Origin of the sequence: Pandoraea terrigena (assembly GCF_902459705.1) — a bacterium.
GTDB classification, from domain to species: domain Bacteria; phylum Pseudomonadota; class Gammaproteobacteria; order Burkholderiales; family Burkholderiaceae; genus Pandoraea; species Pandoraea terrigena.
The window spans coordinates 281802-300704 of sequence record NZ_CABPRU010000002.1 but is presented as its reverse complement, the minus strand read 5'-3'; the positions used below and the strand labels follow the sequence as shown (position 1 = coordinate 300704).

Genomic DNA, 18903 nt, shown 5'->3' with positions numbered 1-18903 from the left:
GGAACGCGCGCAAAGCCCGCCGGGATCTCCTCGGCGGGCTTTTCTTTTTGGCCCGCTCGCGCGCGTCAGGGCGTGGCGGTGTCGGTCGACGGTTCGCCCAGATCGGCGGTGTCGGTGGCGCCGCTGCGGGTCTTGCCGCTGAGGCAGGCAAACACGACGATGGCACACAACAGGGTGACGATCGCGAGCCGGTCGAGCAGGGTTGCGAAGGCATGTTCGTAAGCGCTGCGCAATGCCGCTTCGCCCCACGCCGGAGCGCGTGCCATCGCCCCGTGCATGTCCCCCGCGACGAGGCGGTTGACGGCCTCCCGGGCGACGTCCGGTGCTACGGCGCCGGGCATGTCCGGCAACTGCGCGCCGATCAGTGCGATCAACACGGCGCCGACGAGCGCGAGCATCACACCTTCGCTGGCCACACGTGTCGTATTGAAAATGCCCATGGCCATGCCCGCACGATCGGTCGGTACGACGCTCACCGACAAGCCGTCCATCAGGCCCCAGGGCATTGCGCTCCCCGCGCCGATCAGGAGCATTGGCCACAGCGCGGGACACAGCACGCCGGTGTCAGGTGCGCCGACGGTGCGCGCCAGCCACGCCAGACCTGCCGCCGCCAGCACCAGTCCCGTGCTGCATAACACGCCAGAGGGAATGCGCCGCGCCAACTGCGTGGCGACGAACGGCACCACAAGCATCGGCAGTGACAACGCTGTCATGCGCAACCCGGCCGTGACTTCGCTGTCGCCATGCACACCGATAAAGCGCAACGGCAGCAATACGAGCAACACGATGTAGCAGCAGCTAGTCGCGACGGGCAGCAGTTGTACGCCGATGAAACGCACGTAACGAAAGAGTGTCAGGTCGAGCATCGGATGCGCCACACGCCGCTCGATGGCAACGAATGCGACGGCCAACACCACGGCGAATGCGAGTGCACCGATGACCTCCGGTGCAGTCGCCCCCAGCGCCGGTGCCTGAATCACGCCATAGGTGAAGCTGGCGAGCGCGCCGGTGAATGACAGCGTGCCGGGCCAGTCGAGCCCCGTGGCTGCCGGATCGCGCGATTCGCGCATGCCGCGCGTACCGATGACCAGCGCAAGTGCGGCGACAACCGCGGTGGCGGCAAACACCCCTTGCCAGCCGAAGCGCACAATGAGTAGCCCGGCGAGCAGCGGGCCGAAAGCCAACCCCACGCCGAAGGTTGTACCAAGCAAGCCGTAGGCACGCGCCCGGGCGTGCCCGTCGAAGTCTTGGGCCAGCGATGCACCGCCGCCCGCGAGCGTCGCGGCGGCCGACACGCCTTGCAGCGCGCGCAGCCAATCGACCGCGAGTGCCGAGCGCGAGAACGCGAGCGCCAACGACGTCAGCAGCAAGCACCCCACGCCGAGCAAGAAGATGCGTTTGCGTCCGAAGGCGTCGGCGCACGCGCCAGCGGCCATCAGACAACCACCGAACGCGAGCATGAAGGCGCTGGTAATCCAGCGCATCTCGAGCGCGCTGCCATGCAATGCCGCACCGATGGCGGGTGTGGCGACCGCGCCGCCCGAGAAACATATGGGGAGAAGCAGCGCGGCGAGGCAAACGGAAAAGAGGCCCAGTCGCCGGCGGCGCCACGAGGCATCGTCGCGCGGCACGGGCCGGGAAGCCATGATCGACATGAAGAAGGTCCTGATGAAGACGCGCTGACGCGCATCCGGGTCGGAAAAGGAACGTCGGCCGACGTCACGCCATACATGCTAGAAAATCTTCAATGCTGGATAAACAGGCCAAGCGTTCGTAGATTAACGACTAAAATTCCGTAATCTGCGGTGCGCAGCCAACCATGCAGGAGCTTGTGACGATGGACAATCTGGCGGAAATCGCGGCATTCGTGAGAGCGGCCGAGACCTTGAGCTTCGTGGGGGCAGGGCGGGAGATGGGTGTGTCGGCGTCGGCGATCGGCAAGCAGATTGCGCGGCTCGAAGCGACACTCGGTGTACGGCTTTTCCAGCGCAGCACGCGACGTGTGAATCTCACCGAGGCGGGGCAGACGTATTACGAGCGCTGCCGGCGCGTACTCGACGAACTGGCCGACGCCCGCGCCATGCTCTCGGAGGTGTCGCAGATACCGCGCGGCATATTGCGCGTCGGGCTGCCCGTCACGGCCTACCGGTTCCTGATGCCGCTGCTGCCTGCATTTGCCGAAAAGTATCCCGACATCGAACTCGATCTGGATTTCGACGACCGCATCGTCGATCTGATCAAGCGCCGGTTGGATGTGGTGATTCGCAGTGGCGACCTGCCGGACTCCACACTGATGTCGCGCCGCGTGGGGCCGTTTCGCTTCGTGTTGTGCGCGTCGCCCGGCTATCTCGCGCGGCGTGGCACGCCGCAAACCCCGGATGACCTCGAGACACACGCGTGCCTGCGCTTTCGTTTTCCGACGTCTGGAAAGTTGCAGTCATGGGCGTTCGTGCCAGCGGTGACGCACGAACCGAAGCTGCGCACGCGCCTCACATGCAACAACATGGAGGCGTTGCTGAGTGCGGCCACGCACGGACTGGGCATCGCGTACATGCCTGACTTTCTGGTTCGCGATGCGCTCGCGGCCGGCGAACTTCAGGTCTTGCTCGGCAACTATCTGGAAAATCCCGGCCAGTTCTGGATGTTGTGGCCGTCCAGCCGCCTCCTCTCGCCGAAGCTGCGCGTGTTCGTCGACGCCATGTGTGACCACATGCGGTAGCCGCAGGCGAGAGCCGTCGCGTCAGCGCTTCGTCCGGGCTTCTACCGCTCGCATGACATCGTCTAGCGTGGTTTCCATCACACGTACGAGGTCGTCGAGTTGCGCACTGGGGGCGGCCGCGCGCGGCGTGATACGCAGCGTGTGGAACGGCATCGACGGTTCGAAGCGGCGTAACACGAGATCGGAGTCGAGAAAATCGTAGGCGGCTACGGGGTGCAGCAAACCGATGCCGACGTTCTCCTTGACCATCGTGCCGATGTTGATGGAATAGCGCGCCGTGGCGACAACCTGCTGATGCAGATTGCCTTCGGCGAAGCGCTGATCCATGCCCCAGCGCACCATGTCTGTCGGTTCGTACGACAGGATTGGCTGCCCCTTCAGATCGGCCAGGCGAATCACTTTCTTGCACGCGAGCGGATGACCGGCGGGCAGGGCACAGATCGCGTCGAGCTTGGCGAACGAGACGGCATCGGTCGCGGCCACGTCGATGGTGTCGGTCACGAGGCCGAGCGCGAGTTGATGCGTGACGACTTGATCGCGAATGAGATCGGAGGCCCCCGTGGTCAGCGCGAGCTGCACGCTCGGATGCACCGCCCGGTAGCCGGCCATCACGCGCGCGAAGAAGCCGAGGCCGAACGACAGGACCGACCCCACGCGAATGACGGCCTTGTCGGGGTTACGCAGATTGAGGGCGAATTCGCGGATGTTGTCGAGGCCGGCGTAGCGGCGCTCGACCTCCTCGAACAGCGCGAACGCCTCGGCCGTGGGTTCGAGCCGACCGCGCGCGCGATCGAACAGCGTGAGGCGCGTCGAGCGTTCGAGATCGGCCACGAGACGGCTGACCGCCGACTGCGACGTGCCAAGCACCTGGGCGGCTTTGGTGGTCGTGCGCGTGAGCATCAGCGCCCGAAAGGCGTCGATGTGGCGGAAATCCATCGATTCTCCACGGAAGGGTTAGCCGTCGGGGTCCTTGCGCAGGGGGCCCTACAGCGTGAGAGCGTGGATTCTACCGCCCTTCATCACCATCGGAATTCGCTCGCCCTGACCGAGCAGACAGTCAAGCGATGCAAGCGGATTGCCGTCGACGAGCAGCACATCGGCATGCGCGCCGGGCACGATCTCGCCCAACTGGCCCGATTGGCCGAGCACCTCGGCGCCGATGACCGTCGCGCTGCGCAGAATCTCCGCCGGCGAGAGCACTTCGGCGCGCAGACGGAATTCGTCGCTCTGCAGGCGCTGCGATTCGCCCAGCAGATCCGAGCCGTAACCCATCTTGACACCGGCCTCGCGGAAGATTTCCAGCGAGCGCAGGCCCGCCGCGTGAACGTTGGCGATCTTCGCGACGCTATCGTCGGGCAGCCCGAGCGACTTGCCTTCGTTCGCGAGGGCATCGTAAGTCACCAGCGTGGGGACGACGTACGCGCCTTGCTCGGCCATATAGCGCGCGGTGGGGGCGTCGACGAGGTTGCCGTGTTCGATGGTGCGCACACCGCAGCGCACGGCGCGTTCGATGGCCGATGCCGTGTAGGCGTGGGCGAGCACATAGGTGCCGCGTGCGCGCGCTTCCGCGACGATCGCGCGGATTTCGTCTTCGGAATAGCCCCAAGCGCCAACCGGATCGGTGGGCGATGCGACGCCGCCCGAGGCCATGATCTTGATCTGGTCGGCACCCATTTGCAGCTCTTCGCGCACGGCGCGTCGGACTTCGTCGACGCCGTCGGCCACGCGTGAGAGGGCGCCAACGCGTACGCAGCACGGGCACGGGCCGTCGGTACCGATGTAGTCGGTGCGCGCGCGTCCGTCGCCGTGTCCACCGGTCTGGCTGATCGCGCGGCCCGACACGAACAAGCGCGGCCCTTCGGCCAGCCCGCTTTCGACCGCCTGCTTGATGGCGTGTCCCGCCCCGCCCGCGTCACGCACGGTAGTGAAACCGCGCCGCAGCATGCCCTGCAGAATCGGCACTGACTTGAGCGTGACCAGCACGTTGGGCAGATGCGCTTGCGCGGCCAGGTTGAGTTGCGTGGCGTGCACGTGCACGTGCAGATCGATCAGTCCCGGCATCACGGTGCGTCCGTGGGCATCGATCTCGCGTGCGGACGGCGCGCGAATCGGCTTGTCGGACACTTCCTTGATGCGTCCGCCTTCGATCAGGACGGCGTGGTCTTCCCGCAGCTCGCCCTTGACCGGGTCGAGCAGCGCGCAATTCGACAACAGAATCGACTCCATGACCTCTCCTCCAGGATGGTGTGTCTGGCGTTGCCCGGGGTCGCCGGGCAAACCCGCCTCGTATTCAATCGATGGTTGCGTGCGCGAGCGTGCGCGGCGTACGCGTGAGCATGATGGGGGTGTCGCCGGTGACGACCGAGTCGTCCAGGCGGAAGCCGCCGAGGCCGTAGACGTAGATGCCCGGCTCGGCCGAATAGACTTCGTTCGCGAGCAGCGGACGATGGTTGAACGCCATGTCGTCCGGGTACTCATGGCCGATGATGCCCATGCCGTGCCCCGTGCGATGGCGGATGCATTCACCGCACCCCGCTTTCTCGATGACTGCCTGCGCGGCGGCGTCGATCCCCGAGACGGGCTTGCCGGTCACGGCGGCGTTTACCGCGGCTTCATTGGCGGCGCGTGCGACCTCGTAATAGCGCGCCTGCTCGCTTGAGGGTTTGCCGCAGAACCACGTGCGTTCGTTCTCGATCACGAGACCGTTCAGGCGCGGGATCACGATATTGACCATGCCGTCGCCCGCGTTGATGCGCGCGCCGCACGAGGCACCATCGCCGTGCGGCGAAGCCGAGGCGGGGCCGGAGAGCGTCCAGCAGCGCATCACTTCGAGGTTTTCGCCGGGGAAGCGCTTCGCCCCTTCCGTGACCATCAATGCGGCCATCGAATAGTCGAGTTCCTGCACGAGGCGCCCCGGACGAATGTTCTCGCGATACCGGTCCTGCACCCAATCGGCCAGCTCGGCGGCGGCGCGCATGATGGCGATTTCCTCGTCGTGCTTGACCCAGCGCAGGGCGCGCATCTCGGTGAGCATGGGCACGAGCTTTGCGTCGGGCAGCAGCCCGGCGGCGCGCGCCAGCGGGCCGCTGGCCGCATCGACGCCGATGCGCGATCCGGCCAGACCGGCGGCGCGCAGCGTGTCGGCGATCAGGGCCGGAACGTCGGCGAGCAGCGGCTGGCGTTGCGTCACACGCGGATGCTCGGCGTAGAGGGTGACGCGATCGAGATCGAGCCACAGATGGCCACGCTCGCGCGCCATCATCAGATGATGCGTGGACAACTCGTTCATTACCGCGAACGGCTCGCCGTTGCGCGGCACGCAAACGGCGATGGGACGCTCCCACGTCTGGACATCGACGTGAAAGTTCGTGGCCCACTGGAAAAAGTCGGCGGCGGTGAACACGAGCGCATCGACGTGCGCGCAGTCCATCAGGTCTTGCATCAGGCGATGGCGGTACTGACGTGTGGCATCGGAGAGTGTCGGCATCACGAAGTCCTTATCGGCAATAGGGGGGGCGAATGTCAGAGAGCGAGCGGACTGGGTCGCGAGCGGCAGACGGGCAGGCCGGCACGCAAGGTCGCGCTAGCCAGATCGGTCAGGTCATCATCGTCTTCGCGTAACGCCGATGAATGATCCAGTGCGAGGCGATGGCGAGCACGAATGTCACCACCATCGAGACGATGGAGAGCACTGCACCGAACGGCCAGTTGTTTGCTTTCGCGATCTGGTCGTAGATCGAGGGCGTCATCATCGTGATGCCGGTGCCGCCGAGCAGCACCGGCGTGGCATAGGCGTTCATGCAGAGAATGAACACGAGCATGGTGCCCGCGGCGATGCCCGGTGCGGCCATCGGCAGAATCACGCGCGTGAGGGTTTGGCGGAACGTGGCGCCCAGATTGCGCGCCGCCTCCTCGACGGAGAAGTCCATGCCTTCGAGCACACTCTGCAACGTGAGGATCATGTAGGGAAGCACCACGGCGGTGGTGCCCACCACGACCGCGAACGGCGTGTACAGCAAACGAATCGGCTGGGGCACGATGCCCAGCGACACCAGCATCGAGTTGACGAAACCGGCGGTGCCGAGCATGACCATCCAGCCCGCCGCGCGCACGACGTTGCCCACGAGCAGCGGGAAGACCAGTAGCATCACCAGCAGGCTCTTGAAGCGGGTTTGCGTGCGCGCGAGCACGTAGGCGACGGGAAAACCGAACACGAGCGCGAGCGCGGTGCACAGCGAGGCGACCTTGATCGTTGTCCACAGCACCGTCAGGTAGTACGGATCGGTGAAGAACTTGACGTAGTTGGCGCCGGTCAGCGCTGCCTGCATCATGTCGACGGGATCGAACCGGTTGAAGCTGTAGCGCACCAGTTGCAGCCCGGGCAGCACGATCACAAGCAACACCACGAGCGTGGCGGGCGTGGCGAGCGAGCCACCGGTGAGGGCGCCGCGCACCGCGCGTGCGGTGGCGGCCCGGGGGGGCCGGGAGGCGTCGGCGGCGGGCGGTTGCGGCGTCATCGCGGGTTCTCGAGGGGCGGCAACGTTCACAGCCCCACCTTGAATTCCTTGTTCCAGAAGTCGAGCAGGGCGGGCTTGTCGGCGGTAAAGCGGGCGTAATCGAGCTTGACCATGCGATCGAGTTCGGCACGCGTGAAGCCCACGCTTTCCTGCAGCGACGGCGGCAGATTCGCGTTCGTCACGGTCGGCGCATAGCCCATTGTCTCCGCGAAGCCGATTTGCGCGCGCGGGTCGAGCATCGCGTTCAGGAAATTGAATCCGCACAGCTTGGCTTGCGAGTTCTTCGGCACGGCGGCCTCGAACGTCACCGGTACGGCGCCTTCCTTGGGCACCACGTAGTCGATCGGCACCCCCGCCTTCTTCCATTGCAGCGCGCGCGCTTTCCACATGCAGGTGAACCAGATGTCGCCGCTCTTGAGCGCCGACGCCACGGCCTCGTTCGACGGATACACCTTGGGCTGCTGCGTCTTGCGCAGCTCGCGCAGGAATTGCACGCCACCTGCCATATCGCCGTCCTTGTGACCGGCCGCGAGCGAACTGCTCACCACGTTGAAGTTGTAGAGGATGTCGGAGAACCCCACGCGGCCCTTGAGCTTGGGGTCGAGCGCGGCGGTAAACGAGTCGGGCTTCGTGCCGAGCTTCTCGGGGTTGTAGACGATCACCATCGCGCTGAAGATGTGCGGGATCGAGTACGGGCGGCGCAGCGCCTCCAGCGCATTCACCAGGTTCGGGACGCGCTTGGCGTCGACCGCTTCGAGAATGCCCGAGCGGTTGATGTCATACATATCGAGATCGGCCAGGCAGGCGACGTCGAGCGAGCCGCGCCGCGACGCCTTTTCGGCACGCAGCTTCGTCATGCGCTCGACCTGCCCGGCGGAATCGTACGTGACCTTCCCGCCGGCGGCTTCGATGATCGGCTTGCCAATGTTCTGCTCGAGAAGATTCAGATAGTCGCCACCCCACGTACCGACGACCACGTTCGGGCAGGCGGCGGCAGCGTGGGCTGAAAGCGCATCGAGGCCGAGCGCGGGGGCGATCACCAGACCGGAAGCGGTCTTCAGAAACGAGCGGCGGTTCAGGGCGTGCGTCATGTCGTCATCCTTCAAAACGTTGGCCACTAGGTTGGCCAGTACTTGGGCCGAAGCGGGTGGGAGTGAGGCAGTGTCGTCAGGCGTTGAAAAACAGGCAGTCGGTGCTCGCGAAGCACGCGTTGAGCGCTCGGCCCGGCGCATAGCGGCCGACGTCGTCGCGCGCAGCGTTCTGCACGTGCGCGACGAGCGTCTCGCCTTGCGAGCTCTTCAAGCGGAGCTCCAGCGTGGCGCCGAGGTAGATCGTCTGATCCACCGTGACTTGCATGGCCGTCTCGTCGTGGGCGGGGGCGTCGCTCAGGCGCAGGCGCTCGGGGCGAATGCCGAGCGTGGTGGCGTCGGGGGCGGCGCTCGGCAGCGCCAGGCGCTCGCCCTTGGCGGTCACGAAATGGCCGTCGGTCATCCGCCCGGCGAGGAAATTCATCTTGCCGAGGAAGTTCGCCACGAACGGATTGGCGGGGCGCTCGTAAAGCGCGTCGGCGGTGCCGATCTGCTGCACGCAGCCGTCGTGCATCACGGCCAGGCGGTCGGCAATGGCCAGCGCTTCTTCCTGGTCGTGGGTGACGAAGATCGTCGTCAGGCCCAGCCGGCGCTGCAAGGCGCGAATCTCTTCGCGCACTTCGGTGCGCAGCTTGGCGTCGAGATTGGAGAGCGGCTCGTCGAGCAGGAAGACGTCGGGGCGAATCGCGAGCGCGCGGGCGATCGCTACCCGCTGCTGCTGACCGCCGGAGAGCTGGCGCGGATAGCGATCCGCGAGCGGCGTCAAGCGAACCATGTCGAGCGCTTCGCGAATTCGCGTGAGGCGCTCGGCACTGGCGACGTGTCGCATTTCGAGGCCGAACGCCACGTTCTCCGCCACCGTCATGTGCGGAAAGAGCGCATAGCGCTGGAACACCATGCCGGTGTTGCGGCGATGCGCGGGCAGGCGCGAGACCTCCTTGCCGCCAATCCAGATCTCGCCGGCCGTCGGTTCGACGAAGCCCGCGACCATGCGCAGCGTCGTGGTCTTGCCGCAGCCGCTCGGGCCGAGGAAGGCGACGAGTTCGCCGTCGGCAATCTCCAGCGAGAAGTCCGCCACGGCAGCGGCGTTGCCGTATTGCTTGCGCAGGTTGCGCAACGAAACGTTGGCCATGTCAGATCACCTGGCTGAGTTTGACGAAACGATCGGTGATCAGCATGACGATGCCGAGCAGGACGATCTGCGCCGCGGAGACAGCGGCAATCGTCGGATCGAGGTTGAATTCGAGGTACTGCATGATCGCGATGGGCAAGGTGGTCTTGCCGGGGCCCACCAGCGGCAACGTGAGTTCGAGGTTCTCGAATGACACGATGAAGCTGAACAGCCCGGCCGCCACGACAGCGGGGCGCAGCATCGGCAGCGTGACCCGCCACAGCGTGCGCCACGGTCCGGCGCCGAGATTGCGCGCAGCTTCCTCGATGGTGCCGTCGATCTGCGCAAGGCTCGCGCCCACGAGACGCATGGTCCACGGAATGGTGAGGCACACGTGCGCGATTACCAGACCGCCGAAGGTGCCGACGATGTCCATGTCGAGCGTGTTCTCGGCGCGCAGGTAGAAAAGGTAAGTGGCGATGCCCGCGACGATGCCCGGGACCACGAGCGGCAGCAGCAACACATTGCCGAGCGTGCGGCGGCCGGGAAAGCGATAACGTGCGAGGGCGAGAGAGGCGGCGACACCGAGGATCACACCGCCGATGGCCGCGCAGGCGGCGAGTTGGAGCGAGAGCAGGAAGCCGTCCGCGAACGCGGCGTTGCGCCAGGCATTCAGGTACCACGAGACCGTGTAGCCGCTCGGCGGGAACGTGATGATCGCGTCCTTGAAAAAACTCAGCCAGACAACGAAGATCAACGGGCTGAGCATGAACAGGTAGATCAGCGTGACCCCGGCGCGCACCGCCCATTTCGCGATAGGTACGCGCCGCGCGCCGCCTGTCGGCCGCCGCAGCCCATGACCCGCCACCCCACTGGGCTCCATCGAAGTCTGCGTCATTGACATCCTTCCCGGTATCGTGGATTCGATGCGAATTTGCATTGCATGAAACGTTGATATGCAAATTAGCATATCAAAATCGTCATGCAAACCGGAAAGCTGTCAGGGTTTGAACGGAGGCCGGGGGGCGCCGGGATGGCAGGCAGATGCGGGTTTCGAAGCGTGCGACGGGCGTGGCCGTGGCCTGCTTCGCCGGGCGCTCAGCGAAGTGTTGCCGGGTGCGGGGACGGTCTTGTGCTCAGGCGTGCCAGAGTGCGCGTACGGTGGCGAGGGCGCGTTGCGAGGCGTCGGCGGCCGTGCAGTCGACGATGTGACGCTCGGGCATCGAGCGCAGCCACGTGAGCTGACGCTTGCACAACTGACGCGTCGCGAAGATGCCTTTGTCGCGCATGGTGTCGTAATCGATCTCGCCGTCGAGGTATTCCCACACCTGTCGATAGCCGACACACCGCATCGATGGCAGGCCCGGGTCGAGATCGCCTCGCGCGCGCAAGCGTTCGACTTCTTCGATGAAGCCTGCCGAGAGCATGAGACGAAAACGTTCGGCAATGCGCGCGTGCAACACCGCGCGGTCGCCGGGCTCGAGGGCGACCGGCACGAACGTGTGGGTCGGTGGCGTGGCAGGCGTTCGGGCTTCTTCGGCAAGCCATTGCGACATCGGCTTGCCTGATAGCGCAAAGATTTCCAGCGCGCGCTGAATGCGCTGTGCGTCGTTCGGCGCGAGGCGGGCTGCCGTCACGGGATCGATGCTCGCCAGCCGCGCGTGCATCGCCGGCCAGCCCGCGCGTGCGGCGTCGTCGTCGAGTTGGGCGCGCACATCGGCGTTGGCCGACGGCAGTGGCGAGAGGCCCTGCGTGAGCGCCTTGTAGTACAGCATCGTGCCACCGACGAGCAGCGGACGGCGCCCGCGCGCGGCAATCTCGTCGACAAGACGCAGCGCGTCCTCACGGAATTGCGCGGCGGAATACGCGTCGCGTGGATCGATGATGTCGATCAGGTGATGGGGAACGGCCGCCAGCTCGGCGGCGCTCGGCTTGGCAGTGCCAATGTCCATCTCGCGATAGACGAGCGCGGAGTCGACGCTGATGATCTCGAGCGGGGTGTCCTGTGCCAGCGCGAGGGCGGCCGCGGTCTTGCCGGATGCCGTCGGACCCAGCAGGCAGACGATCGGGGAAGGTGACTTCATGACCTGCTCAACGTCCGCGCATGAACAATTTGTCGAGGTCGCCGAGCGTGAGCTGGTACCAGGTGGGACGTCCGTGGTTGCACTGATCGGCGCGCTCGGTCGCTTCCATCTGGCGCAGCAACGCGTTCATCTCCTCGTGCGTAAGACGCCGATTCGCGCGCACGGCCGTGTGGCAAGCGAGCGTGCCGAGCAGTTCATGCTGACGCTCCGTGAGCACGCGCGACCCGCCGTACTGGCGCAGATCCGCGAGCACGGCACGCGCCAGGGCTTGCGCATCGGCCCCGTCGAGCAGGGCGGGAATGGCGCGCACGGCGAGCGTGGTCGGCGACATCGCCGCAAGGTCGAAGCCAAGCGCGGTGAGCGTTTCCTGATGCTCTTCCGTCGTGCCGATTTCCACCGGATCGGCGAAGAACGTCACGGGAATGAGCAACGGCTGCACCGGCACGCTACGTTCCACCAGGGCCTGCTTGAAGCGTTCGTACAGAATGCGCTCGTGCGCCGCGTGCATGTCGACGAGCACCAGGCCATAGGCGTTCTGCGCGAGGATGTAGATGCCGTGCAACTGGCCGAGTGCGAAGCCGAGCGGTTGCTCCAGCGCCGTGGCGTCGGCCGGCAAGGCGTCGAGGCCTCCGGTGAGCGTTGTACCGTCTTGTGTTGTCTCGCGACTGCCATAAGGCGGCGCGGGCGCATCGGTGACGCCCGGCTGACCGTAGGGACGCGGGGCCGGGGGGGCGGTGCGTCCGAACAGGTTGTCGTAGACAGACAGCGGTTGTGCCACCGGCAGCGTACCTTGCTGCATGCGCGGGCTCCAACTGCTGCCGCCCGGCGCGCCGAATCCGACGCCGCTGACGCCGCCAGCCGGACGCGCGGCCATCAAGCCGTTGCTGCTGCCAGCCAAAGCGGCACCCGGCCCGGCGGCGAGACCGCCGGCGTCGGTCAGGTGGGCGGCGTGCGTCGCGCCGCCACTGCCCGCGGCGCGGGCCAGCGCACGTTGCACGACGTGGAACACGAACTGGTGGACGCTGCGGGCATCGCGGAACCGCACTTCGATCTTGGACGGATGGACGTTGACGTCAACCAACTGCGGCGGCAGTTCGAAATACAGCACGTAGGCGGGATAACGGTCGCCGTGGAGTACGTCCTCATAGGCGGCGCGCACGGCGTGGGTGAGCAGCTTGTCGCGCACGAAACGGCCGTTCACGAAGAAGAACTGCTGGTCGGCGCGGCCACGGCTGGCGGTGGGCAGCCCGACGAAGCCCGACAGGCGCAATTCGGCCGCGCCCTCGTCCAGCGGCAGATGAGCGCCGGCAAAGTCGTTGCCGAGCACGCGCGAGACGCGTGATGCGGCGTCCGACGCGTTCCAGTGCTCCACCGCCCGGTTGTTGTGCAGGATCGAGAAACCGACATCCGGGCGCGCGAGTGCGCTGCGGCGAATGACGTCCATGCAATGACCGAATTCGGTCTGCTCGGTCTTCAGGAATTTGCGGCGCGCGGGGGTGTTGAAGTACAGGTCGCGCACGTCGACCGTCGTGCCCACGGGGCCTGCGGCGGGTGTGAGCGCACCGGTATTGCCGTCGATGGCGCTTGCGTGCGGGGCATCGGCCCGGCGGCTCGACAGCGTGAGCTGGGCGACCGACGCGATGGAGGCGAGTGCTTCCCCCCGGAACCCCAGCGTGAGCACCGATTCCAGCTCGCCGAGCGTGCGGATTTTGCTCGTTGCGTGGCGCGTGAGTGCTAGCGGCAACTGCTCGGCGGACATACCGCCGCCGTCGTCGGTGATCGCAATGCGGCGCACACCGCCCTCTTCGAGCTTGATCTGGAGGGCGCGGGCGCCGGCATCCAGGGCGTTCTCGAGCAATTCCTTGACGACCGACGCCGGGCGTTCTACCACCTCGCCCGCAGCGATCTGACTGATCAACTGGTCGGGGAGGACCTGGATGGCACGCTGTGGGGCGAGGCCAGCCGGCGTAGGGCCGGGACGGCGCACGGGGGCGTCGGTGCCAGCGTGGTCGGGCACGCCCGCCGGGTCGTGTGCGGAGGGAGAGGAGGTCGGGGTCGCAGACATGGGAACCATTATAAAGGTTGCCCTCAAAGACATAGGTCGATCCACGTTTCAACCGATAATACACACGCAGAAGCGCGACCTATTCCTGTCATGGGAAGGTTGTAGGCTGGACGATGGATTCGACACACCCGGGCGGGCCGCTTTCGACCGTCATGGGGACTTCACGACGCCCGACGTTTGCGCTGGTATCATGCGATTCGTCGCGCGCCCGCGGGGATGGGCCGGCGTCCTTTATCTTGAGGAATCGACTTGGATACTTTGGTGCAATTGCTGCAGATGGTGCTCCATATCGATAAACACCTGGGGGTGTTTATCGATCAGTACGGAAACTGGGTGTATCTGTTCCTGTTCATGATCGTCTTCGTGGAAACAGGGCTGGTGCTCTTTCCGTTCCTTCCGGGCGATTCCCTGTTGTTCATTGGCGGCGCATTTGCGGCGACCGGGGCCATGGATCCGTGGCTGCTCGGTGTACTGCTCTTCATCGCGGCCGTGACCGGCAACACGCTCAACTTCTGGATCGGCGCGAAGATCGGGCCGCGGGTGTACGAGAAGAACTGGCGTTTCCTCGATCGCGACGCCTTGCGCAAGACGCACGATTTCTACGAGCATCACGGCGGCAAGACCATCGTGATCGCGCGTTTCGTGCCCGTCGTGCGCACGTTCGCACCGTTCGTGGCAGGTGTGTCGGCCATGTCGTGGGCGCGCTTCCAGCTCTACAACATGCTCGGCGCGGCGATCTGGGTGACGTTGCTCGTGGGCGGCGGCTACCTGTTCGGCAACCTGCCGGTCGTCAAGCAATACCTGAACGTCATCGTGCTGGTGGGCATTTCGGCGGCGGTGGTGCCGATTGCGCTCGGCGCGCTGTGGAAGCTCGTCACGCGCGGTCGCCGCGGCGTGGCGCCAGGCCAGAGCGAGTAACGCCGACGGCCGACGGCCAGTCAGACAGTCGATTCGCCGGTGCAATGAACAATGGCGCGTCCGGGTGACCGGACGCGCCATTGTTGTCTGGGCTTTCGGCCCTCGTCCGTCGTCAGGCCGTGCGATTCTTCGCGAGCGGCGGATTCTTGGCGAAGTAGGCCTTGATCCCCTTGAGCAACGCGTTGGCGAGCCGCTCCTGATAAGCCGGATCGTTCAACGCCTGCTCTTCCTTGGGGTTGCTGATGAAGGCCGTCTCGACGAGCACCGACGGGATGTCGGGTGCCTTGAGCACGGCGAAGGCCGCCTGTTCGACGTACTTGCTGTGCAGCCGGTCAGCGACGGTGCCGATCTCGGCGAGCAGCGCGGTGCCGAACACCTTGCTGTCACGGATCTGGGCCGTCGTCGACATGTCGAGCAACGCATGCGCCACGGCGCGATCGTGGGTCTTGATGTTGACGCCACCGATCAGATCGGACGCGTTTTGCGTCTTCTCGAGCAGACGTGCCGTCGCGCTCGTGGCGCCGCGCTCGGACAGGGCGAACACCGAGGCCCCGTTCGCCGACGGCGATGTGAACGCATCCGCGTGAATCGACATGAACAGATCGGCGTCCACGCGGCGGGCCTTCTGCACCCGCACGCCAAGCGGCACGAAGAAGTCGGCGTCGCGCGTCATCATCACCCGCATGTTGGGTTGCGCATCGATCTTCTCGCGCAGCCGTTTCGCAATCTGCAACACCACCACCTTCTCGTACGTGCCGCTGCTGCCGATCGCGCCGGGGTCTTCCCCGCCATGGCCGGGGTCGAGCGCGATGGTGAGCAGGCGGGCGGTCTTCGGAGCGCGCGACGGCGGCGTGAGCAGCCCGTCGTCGTTGCGCTGCGCGAGCGAGGGCATTCTGTCGCCTGCGGCGGGCGGCGCGGGACGCAAGGCTCGCGGCCCCGCTTCGCGCCGCGCGTAACGCTGGAAGAACGCTTCGCTCTCTTCCGTGCTCGGCGTGCCGTTGCCGGATGAGGGACGCGAGGGCTGAGCGGGCGGCGTATTCTGCGCCAAGGCCTCGGCCTTGTGGCCGGAGTTGGCGAGCAGTTCCATGAGCGGATCGGGCTCGACGGCCGGGTACAGGTCGAACACCGTGCGGTACTTGTAGCCAGCGACCGGCGGCAGCGTGAAGGATTGCGGCTTCACGCCGGCCTTCAGGTCGAAGACCATGCGCACGACGCCGGGTTTGAACTGCCCCACGCGCACCTGCATGATCTGCGGGTCGTTCGGCTGGATCTTGGACACGAGATCGCGCAGTGCCGGACTCAGATCCACTTCGTCGAGATCGATGACGAAGCGGTTCGGGCTCGCCATGAGTTGCTGCTGGAACTTGATCGGGTTGTCGGTCTCGAGCGTGACGCGGGTGTAGTCTCTGGCCGGCCAGACGCGCACGGCCACGATGGTGTTGGCGAAGGCGAGGCGAGTACCGGTGAGGGCGAGGACGAGCGTCGATGCACCGGCGCGCAATGCGCGGCGGCGGCCGGCATTGGGCGATGAGGCATCGTCGGAACGGGCGAAGCGTTTGATCAGCATGAGTTAAGGCAAGCAAGACCGGCCGGCGTGTAGGCGCTCGTCGTCAGACGGCGGCTGTCGCCAACAGGTTCCAGCCAAAGGCCCAAATCGGGGGTGCCCAGGAGACCTTCGGCCTTTTCCGGCCACTCGACGAGGCACAGGGCGTCGCCTGCAAAGTGCTCCCGAAAGCCCGTGTCATGCCATTCGGCCGGATCGGAAAAGCGGTACAGGTCGAAATGATAGACCGGCAACACGCCTTGTGGTGTGTCGATGTTGTATGGTTCACACAAAGCGTACGTGGGGCTTTTGACGCGACCCGTGTGGCCCAGCGCGCGCAGCAGTGCGCGCACGAGTGTGGTTTTCCCCGCACCGAGGTCGCCCGAGAGCTGCACGTGCAGGCCCGCGTGTGCCGCGTCGGTGTGGGCCGCACGTTCCATGATGGCGCGCGCGAGCGCTGCGGCGAAGGCCTCGGTGGCGGCTTCGTCCGGCAGCGCGAAGATGCGCTCGCCCAGGGGTAACGGCGTCGATGAATCGGGCATTGCGTAAAATGGAGTCGATGAAAGCTTCCGTGATTTTCCCCGCTACCGCCGCACAAGTCGAGTCGGCGACACCTCCGAAGGCTTTGGAAGTGTCGCCCTCGCGCGACAATGCGACATCCCCGGCCCTCGATGCTGAGCGCCTGGCGTCGCTTGCCGGCCAGATTCGCGCGTGGGCGAGGGAACTTGGCTTCGACCGGGTCGGCATCACGGACATCGATCTCTCGCACGCCGAAGCGGGGCTGCAGCAGTGGCTCGACGACGGCTGTCATGGCGATATGGACTACATGGCGGCGCACGGCATGAAGCGCGCGCGGCCTGCCGAACTGGTTCCCGGCACGGTGCGCGTCATCAGCGCCCGCATGAACTATCTCCCGAACGATACCGACATGGCGAACTGGCGTGAGCGTGAAGCCACGCGCGCGGCGATGCCTGCCGAAGCGATCGTGTCGATCTATGCGCGCGGACGCGACTATCACAAGGTCATTCGCCATCGGCTGCAACAACTGGCCGAGCGCATTGCGCAGGCCATCGGGCCGTTCGGCTATCGCGCATTCACCGATTCAGCCCCGGTGCTCGAAGTCGAACTCGCGCAGAAGGCCGGGCTGGGCTGGCGCGGCAAGCACACCCTGCTGCTCTCGCGCGACGCGGGATCGCTCTTTTTCCTCGGCGAGATCCTTGTCGACGTGCCGCTGCCGGTGGATGCCGACGAGGGGAGCGCGCCGGGCAAGGCGGACGACGGCACGGGGCGGGGCCGTGGCCTGCAACGGGGCGAGCACTGCGGGCAATGCCAGCGATGCCGCGAGGTCTGCCCGACCGGCGCCATCACCGAAGCGTTTCGCGTCGATGCACGGCTGTGCGTGTCGTATCTGACGATCGAGCACAAAGGGGCGATTCCCGAGGACTTGCGCGCGAAGATGGGCAATCGCATCTATGGCTGCGACGATTGCCAGCTCTACTGCCCGTGGAACAAGTTTGCCCAGCCGTCGCCGCTCGCCGATTTCGCTGCGCGCAACCGGCTCGATAGCGCTTCGCTCGTCGAATTGTTCGCCTGGAGCGAGGCGGATTTCATGGACAAGCTGGCAGGCAGTCCGATTCGTCGCATTGGCCATGAGCGATGGCTGCGCAATCTGGCCGTCGGGCTGGGCAATGCGCTGCGCGACACGGCGGACGCCGCCGCGCGCACGCCGCTGCGCGATGCCTTGCTGGCGCGACGCGATCATCCCTCGGCGCTCGTGCGCGAACACGTCGAATGGGCGCTGGCCCAGGAAGGAGCCACAGCGTGACCACGCAGGCACACCACGCGAGCGGTGATCCCCACGACGCCGACAGCGCCGACAACCCCGGCGACCCGTCGTCTCCGCTCACCTTCGATCCCGACGGGGCGACCTACGTGCGCAGCATCCGGTTCATTGACCAGTTCTGCGACACGATCTGGCTCGAAGACGGCCTCTCGCGCAACACGCTCGACGCTTACCGGCGGGATTTGCGTCTGTTCGCGCAGTGGCTCGCCGCCAAGCGCGAAGCCTCACTCGATGGTGTGGACGAGGCGGCGCTCGTCGCCTATCTGGCGTGGCGTCGTGAGAGTCTGGCGAGCAGCGTGAACCGTCGCCTGTCGGTCTTCAAGCGTTTCTATCAATGGGCGCTGCGCGAGCACGCCGTGCAGCAGGATCCGTGTTTGCGCATCGCGTCGGCCAAGCGTGCCCAGCGCTTGCCGTCGACATTGTCCGAGTCGCAGGTCGAAGCGCTGCTGGCCGCGCCCGATCTGGCCCAGCCGCTCGGGCTGCGCGATCGGGCGATGCTCGAATTGATGTATGCGAGCGGTCTGCGGGTGTCGGAACTGGTCGCGCTCAAGACGATTGAAGTGGGATTGAACGAAGGCGTGCTGCGCATCTTTGGCAAGGGCGCGAAGGAGCGGCTCGTGCCGTTCGGCGAGGAGGCCAACGCCTGGCTGGCGCGCTATCTGGCGGAAAGTCGCGGTGTGCTGCTCGCCGGTCGCGCCTGCGACACGCTGTTCGTCACGCAACGCGGCGATGGGATGACGCGGCAGGCGTTCTGGTATCTGATCAAACGCTATGCGTTGCAGGCGGACATTCGCGCGCCGCTCTCCCCGCATACGCTGCGTCATGCGTTTGCCACCCATCTGATCAATCACGGCGCCGATCTGCGCGTGGTGCAGTTGTTGCTCGGCCACGCCGACATCTCGACCACGCAGATCTACACGCACGTTGCGCGCGAGCGCCTCAAATCGCTGCATGCGCAACATCATCCGCGCGGTTGAGGGCGAGGTGTAATGCTTGCGCGACACGGGCGACCCGT

Annotated in this window: 16 protein-coding genes; 4 read left to right on the top strand and 12 right to left on the bottom strand. The window is 65.9% G+C overall.

Annotation, left to right across the window (positions count from 1 at the left end; genetic code table 11):
- Window positions 1-65: 65 nt before the first annotated feature.
- Window positions 66-1655 carry an MFS transporter gene (locus PTE31013_RS05615; protein ID WP_425495540.1) on the bottom strand — a complete coding sequence of 530 codons (1590 nt, stop codon included), beginning with the start codon at window positions 1653-1655 and terminating at the stop codon, window positions 66-68.
- 182 nt (window positions 1656-1837) lie between these two features.
- Between PTE31013_RS05615 and PTE31013_RS05610 the strand changes: the two genes are divergently transcribed.
- Window positions 1838-2719, top strand: a complete 882-nt coding sequence (locus PTE31013_RS05610; RefSeq protein ID WP_150612196.1) for a LysR family transcriptional regulator — start codon at window positions 1838-1840, stop codon at window positions 2717-2719.
- Window positions 2720-2740: 21 nt separating this feature from the next.
- Here PTE31013_RS05610 and PTE31013_RS05605 read toward each other — a convergent pair whose 3' ends face one another.
- From PTE31013_RS05605 to mutL, 9 genes are all read right to left on the bottom strand, one after another.
- The gene (locus tag PTE31013_RS05605; protein ID WP_150611836.1) at window positions 2741-3655 is read right to left on the bottom strand and encodes a LysR substrate-binding domain-containing protein; all 915 of its coding nucleotides are present in this window, start codon (window positions 3653-3655) and stop codon (window positions 2741-2743) included.
- 48 nt (window positions 3656-3703) lie between these two features.
- Window positions 3704-4945 (bottom strand): metal-dependent hydrolase family protein, encoded by a 1242-nt coding sequence (locus PTE31013_RS05600; protein WP_150611835.1) that lies wholly within the window; start codon window positions 4943-4945, stop codon window positions 3704-3706.
- Between the two features lie 64 nt (window positions 4946-5009).
- Entirely contained in the window at window positions 5010-6206 is a 1197-nt protein-coding gene (locus tag PTE31013_RS05595; RefSeq protein ID WP_150611834.1) for a M24 family metallopeptidase, read from the bottom strand.
- 109 nt (window positions 6207-6315) lie between these two features.
- Window positions 6316-7236 carry an ABC transporter permease gene (locus tag PTE31013_RS05590; protein ID WP_246173909.1) on the bottom strand — a complete coding sequence of 307 codons (921 nt, stop codon included), beginning with the start codon at window positions 7234-7236 and terminating at the stop codon, window positions 6316-6318.
- Between the two features lie 26 nt (window positions 7237-7262).
- Window positions 7263-8327 carry an extracellular solute-binding protein gene (locus PTE31013_RS05585; RefSeq protein ID WP_150611833.1) on the bottom strand — a complete coding sequence of 355 codons (1065 nt, stop codon included), beginning with the start codon at window positions 8325-8327 and terminating at the stop codon, window positions 7263-7265.
- A 76-nt stretch (window positions 8328-8403) separates the two neighbouring features.
- Window positions 8404-9456: an ABC transporter ATP-binding protein gene (locus PTE31013_RS05580; protein WP_150611832.1), complete on the bottom strand. Its 1053-nt coding sequence runs from the start codon at window positions 9454-9456 to the stop codon at window positions 8404-8406.
- A 1-nt stretch (window position 9457) separates the two neighbouring features.
- On the bottom strand, window positions 9458-10333 hold the full coding sequence (locus PTE31013_RS05575) for an ABC transporter permease (protein ID WP_150611831.1): 876 nt from the start codon (window positions 10331-10333) through the stop codon (window positions 9458-9460).
- A gap of 238 nt (window positions 10334-10571) precedes the next feature.
- A complete protein-coding gene (gene miaA / locus PTE31013_RS05570; RefSeq protein ID WP_150611830.1) occupies window positions 10572-11519 on the bottom strand; it encodes a tRNA (adenosine(37)-N6)-dimethylallyltransferase MiaA in 948 nt (315 codons plus the stop codon).
- Between the two features lie 7 nt (window positions 11520-11526).
- On the bottom strand, window positions 11527-13584 hold the full coding sequence (mutL, locus tag PTE31013_RS05565) for a DNA mismatch repair endonuclease MutL (protein ID WP_246173908.1): 2058 nt from the start codon (window positions 13582-13584) through the stop codon (window positions 11527-11529).
- Window positions 13585-13833: 249 nt separating this feature from the next.
- Here mutL and PTE31013_RS05560 point away from each other — a divergent pair, with 249 nt between their 5' ends.
- Window positions 13834-14502 (top strand): VTT domain-containing protein, encoded by a 669-nt coding sequence (locus PTE31013_RS05560; protein ID WP_150611829.1) that lies wholly within the window; start codon window positions 13834-13836, stop codon window positions 14500-14502.
- A 112-nt stretch (window positions 14503-14614) separates the two neighbouring features.
- Here the strand turns inward: PTE31013_RS05560 and PTE31013_RS05555 are convergent, their stop codons facing one another.
- Together PTE31013_RS05555 and tsaE are read right to left on the bottom strand one after the other, a co-directional pair.
- Window positions 14615-16069 (bottom strand): N-acetylmuramoyl-L-alanine amidase, encoded by a 1455-nt coding sequence (locus PTE31013_RS05555; protein WP_150611828.1) that lies wholly within the window; start codon window positions 16067-16069, stop codon window positions 14615-14617.
- A complete protein-coding gene (tsaE, locus tag PTE31013_RS05550; RefSeq protein WP_150611827.1) occupies window positions 16063-16587 on the bottom strand; it encodes a tRNA (adenosine(37)-N6)-threonylcarbamoyltransferase complex ATPase subunit type 1 TsaE in 525 nt (174 codons plus the stop codon). Before tsaE ends, PTE31013_RS05555 begins: the two co-directional genes overlap by 7 nt.
- 17 nt (window positions 16588-16604) lie before the next feature.
- Between tsaE and queG the strand changes: the two genes are divergently transcribed.
- A complete protein-coding gene (gene queG / locus PTE31013_RS05545; protein WP_425495539.1) occupies window positions 16605-17870 on the top strand; it encodes a tRNA epoxyqueuosine(34) reductase QueG in 1266 nt (421 codons plus the stop codon).
- A 107-nt stretch (window positions 17871-17977) separates the two neighbouring features.
- Window positions 17978-18865 carry a site-specific tyrosine recombinase XerD gene (gene xerD / locus PTE31013_RS05540; protein WP_246173940.1) on the top strand — a complete coding sequence of 296 codons (888 nt, stop codon included), beginning with the start codon at window positions 17978-17980 and terminating at the stop codon, window positions 18863-18865.
- Window positions 18866-18903: the final 38 nt, after the last annotated feature.

Excerpts from the sequence above, each read along its gene's own strand:
- PTE31013_RS05590 (WP_246173909.1), bottom strand. The coding sequence starts at position 7,236 with ATGACGCCGCAACCGCCCGCCGCCGACGCCTCCCGGCCCCCCCGGGCC.
- PTE31013_RS05615 (WP_425495540.1), bottom strand. The coding sequence starts at position 1,655 with ATGTCGATCATGGCTTCCCGGCCCGTGCCGCGCGACGATGCCTCGTGG.
- PTE31013_RS05555 (WP_150611828.1), bottom strand. The coding sequence starts at position 16,069 with ATGCTGATCAAACGCTTCGCCCGTTCCGACGATGCCTCATCGCCCAAT.
- PTE31013_RS05575 (WP_150611831.1), bottom strand. The coding sequence starts at position 10,333 with ATGACGCAGACTTCGATGGAGCCCAGTGGGGTGGCGGGTCATGGGCTG.
- PTE31013_RS05585 (WP_150611833.1), bottom strand. The coding sequence starts at position 8,327 with ATGACGCACGCCCTGAACCGCCGCTCGTTTCTGAAGACCGCTTCCGGT.
- PTE31013_RS05610 (WP_150612196.1), top strand. The coding sequence starts at position 1,838 with ATGGACAATCTGGCGGAAATCGCGGCATTCGTGAGAGCGGCCGAGACC.
- PTE31013_RS05600 (WP_150611835.1), bottom strand. The coding sequence starts at position 4,945 with ATGGAGTCGATTCTGTTGTCGAATTGCGCGCTGCTCGACCCGGTCAAG.
- PTE31013_RS05605 (WP_150611836.1), bottom strand. The coding sequence starts at position 3,655 with ATGGATTTCCGCCACATCGACGCCTTTCGGGCGCTGATGCTCACGCGC.
- tsaE (WP_150611827.1), bottom strand. The coding sequence starts at position 16,587 with ATGCCCGATTCATCGACGCCGTTACCCCTGGGCGAGCGCATCTTCGCG.
- PTE31013_RS05595 (WP_150611834.1), bottom strand. The coding sequence starts at position 6,206 with ATGCCGACACTCTCCGATGCCACACGTCAGTACCGCCATCGCCTGATG.
- PTE31013_RS05580 (WP_150611832.1), bottom strand. The coding sequence starts at position 9,456 with ATGGCCAACGTTTCGTTGCGCAACCTGCGCAAGCAATACGGCAACGCC.
- queG (WP_425495539.1), top strand. The coding sequence starts at position 16,605 with ATGAAAGCTTCCGTGATTTTCCCCGCTACCGCCGCACAAGTCGAGTCG.
- miaA (WP_150611830.1), bottom strand. The coding sequence starts at position 11,519 with ATGAAGTCACCTTCCCCGATCGTCTGCCTGCTGGGTCCGACGGCATCC.
- mutL (WP_246173908.1), bottom strand. The coding sequence starts at position 13,584 with ATGTCTGCGACCCCGACCTCCTCTCCCTCCGCACACGACCCGGCGGGC.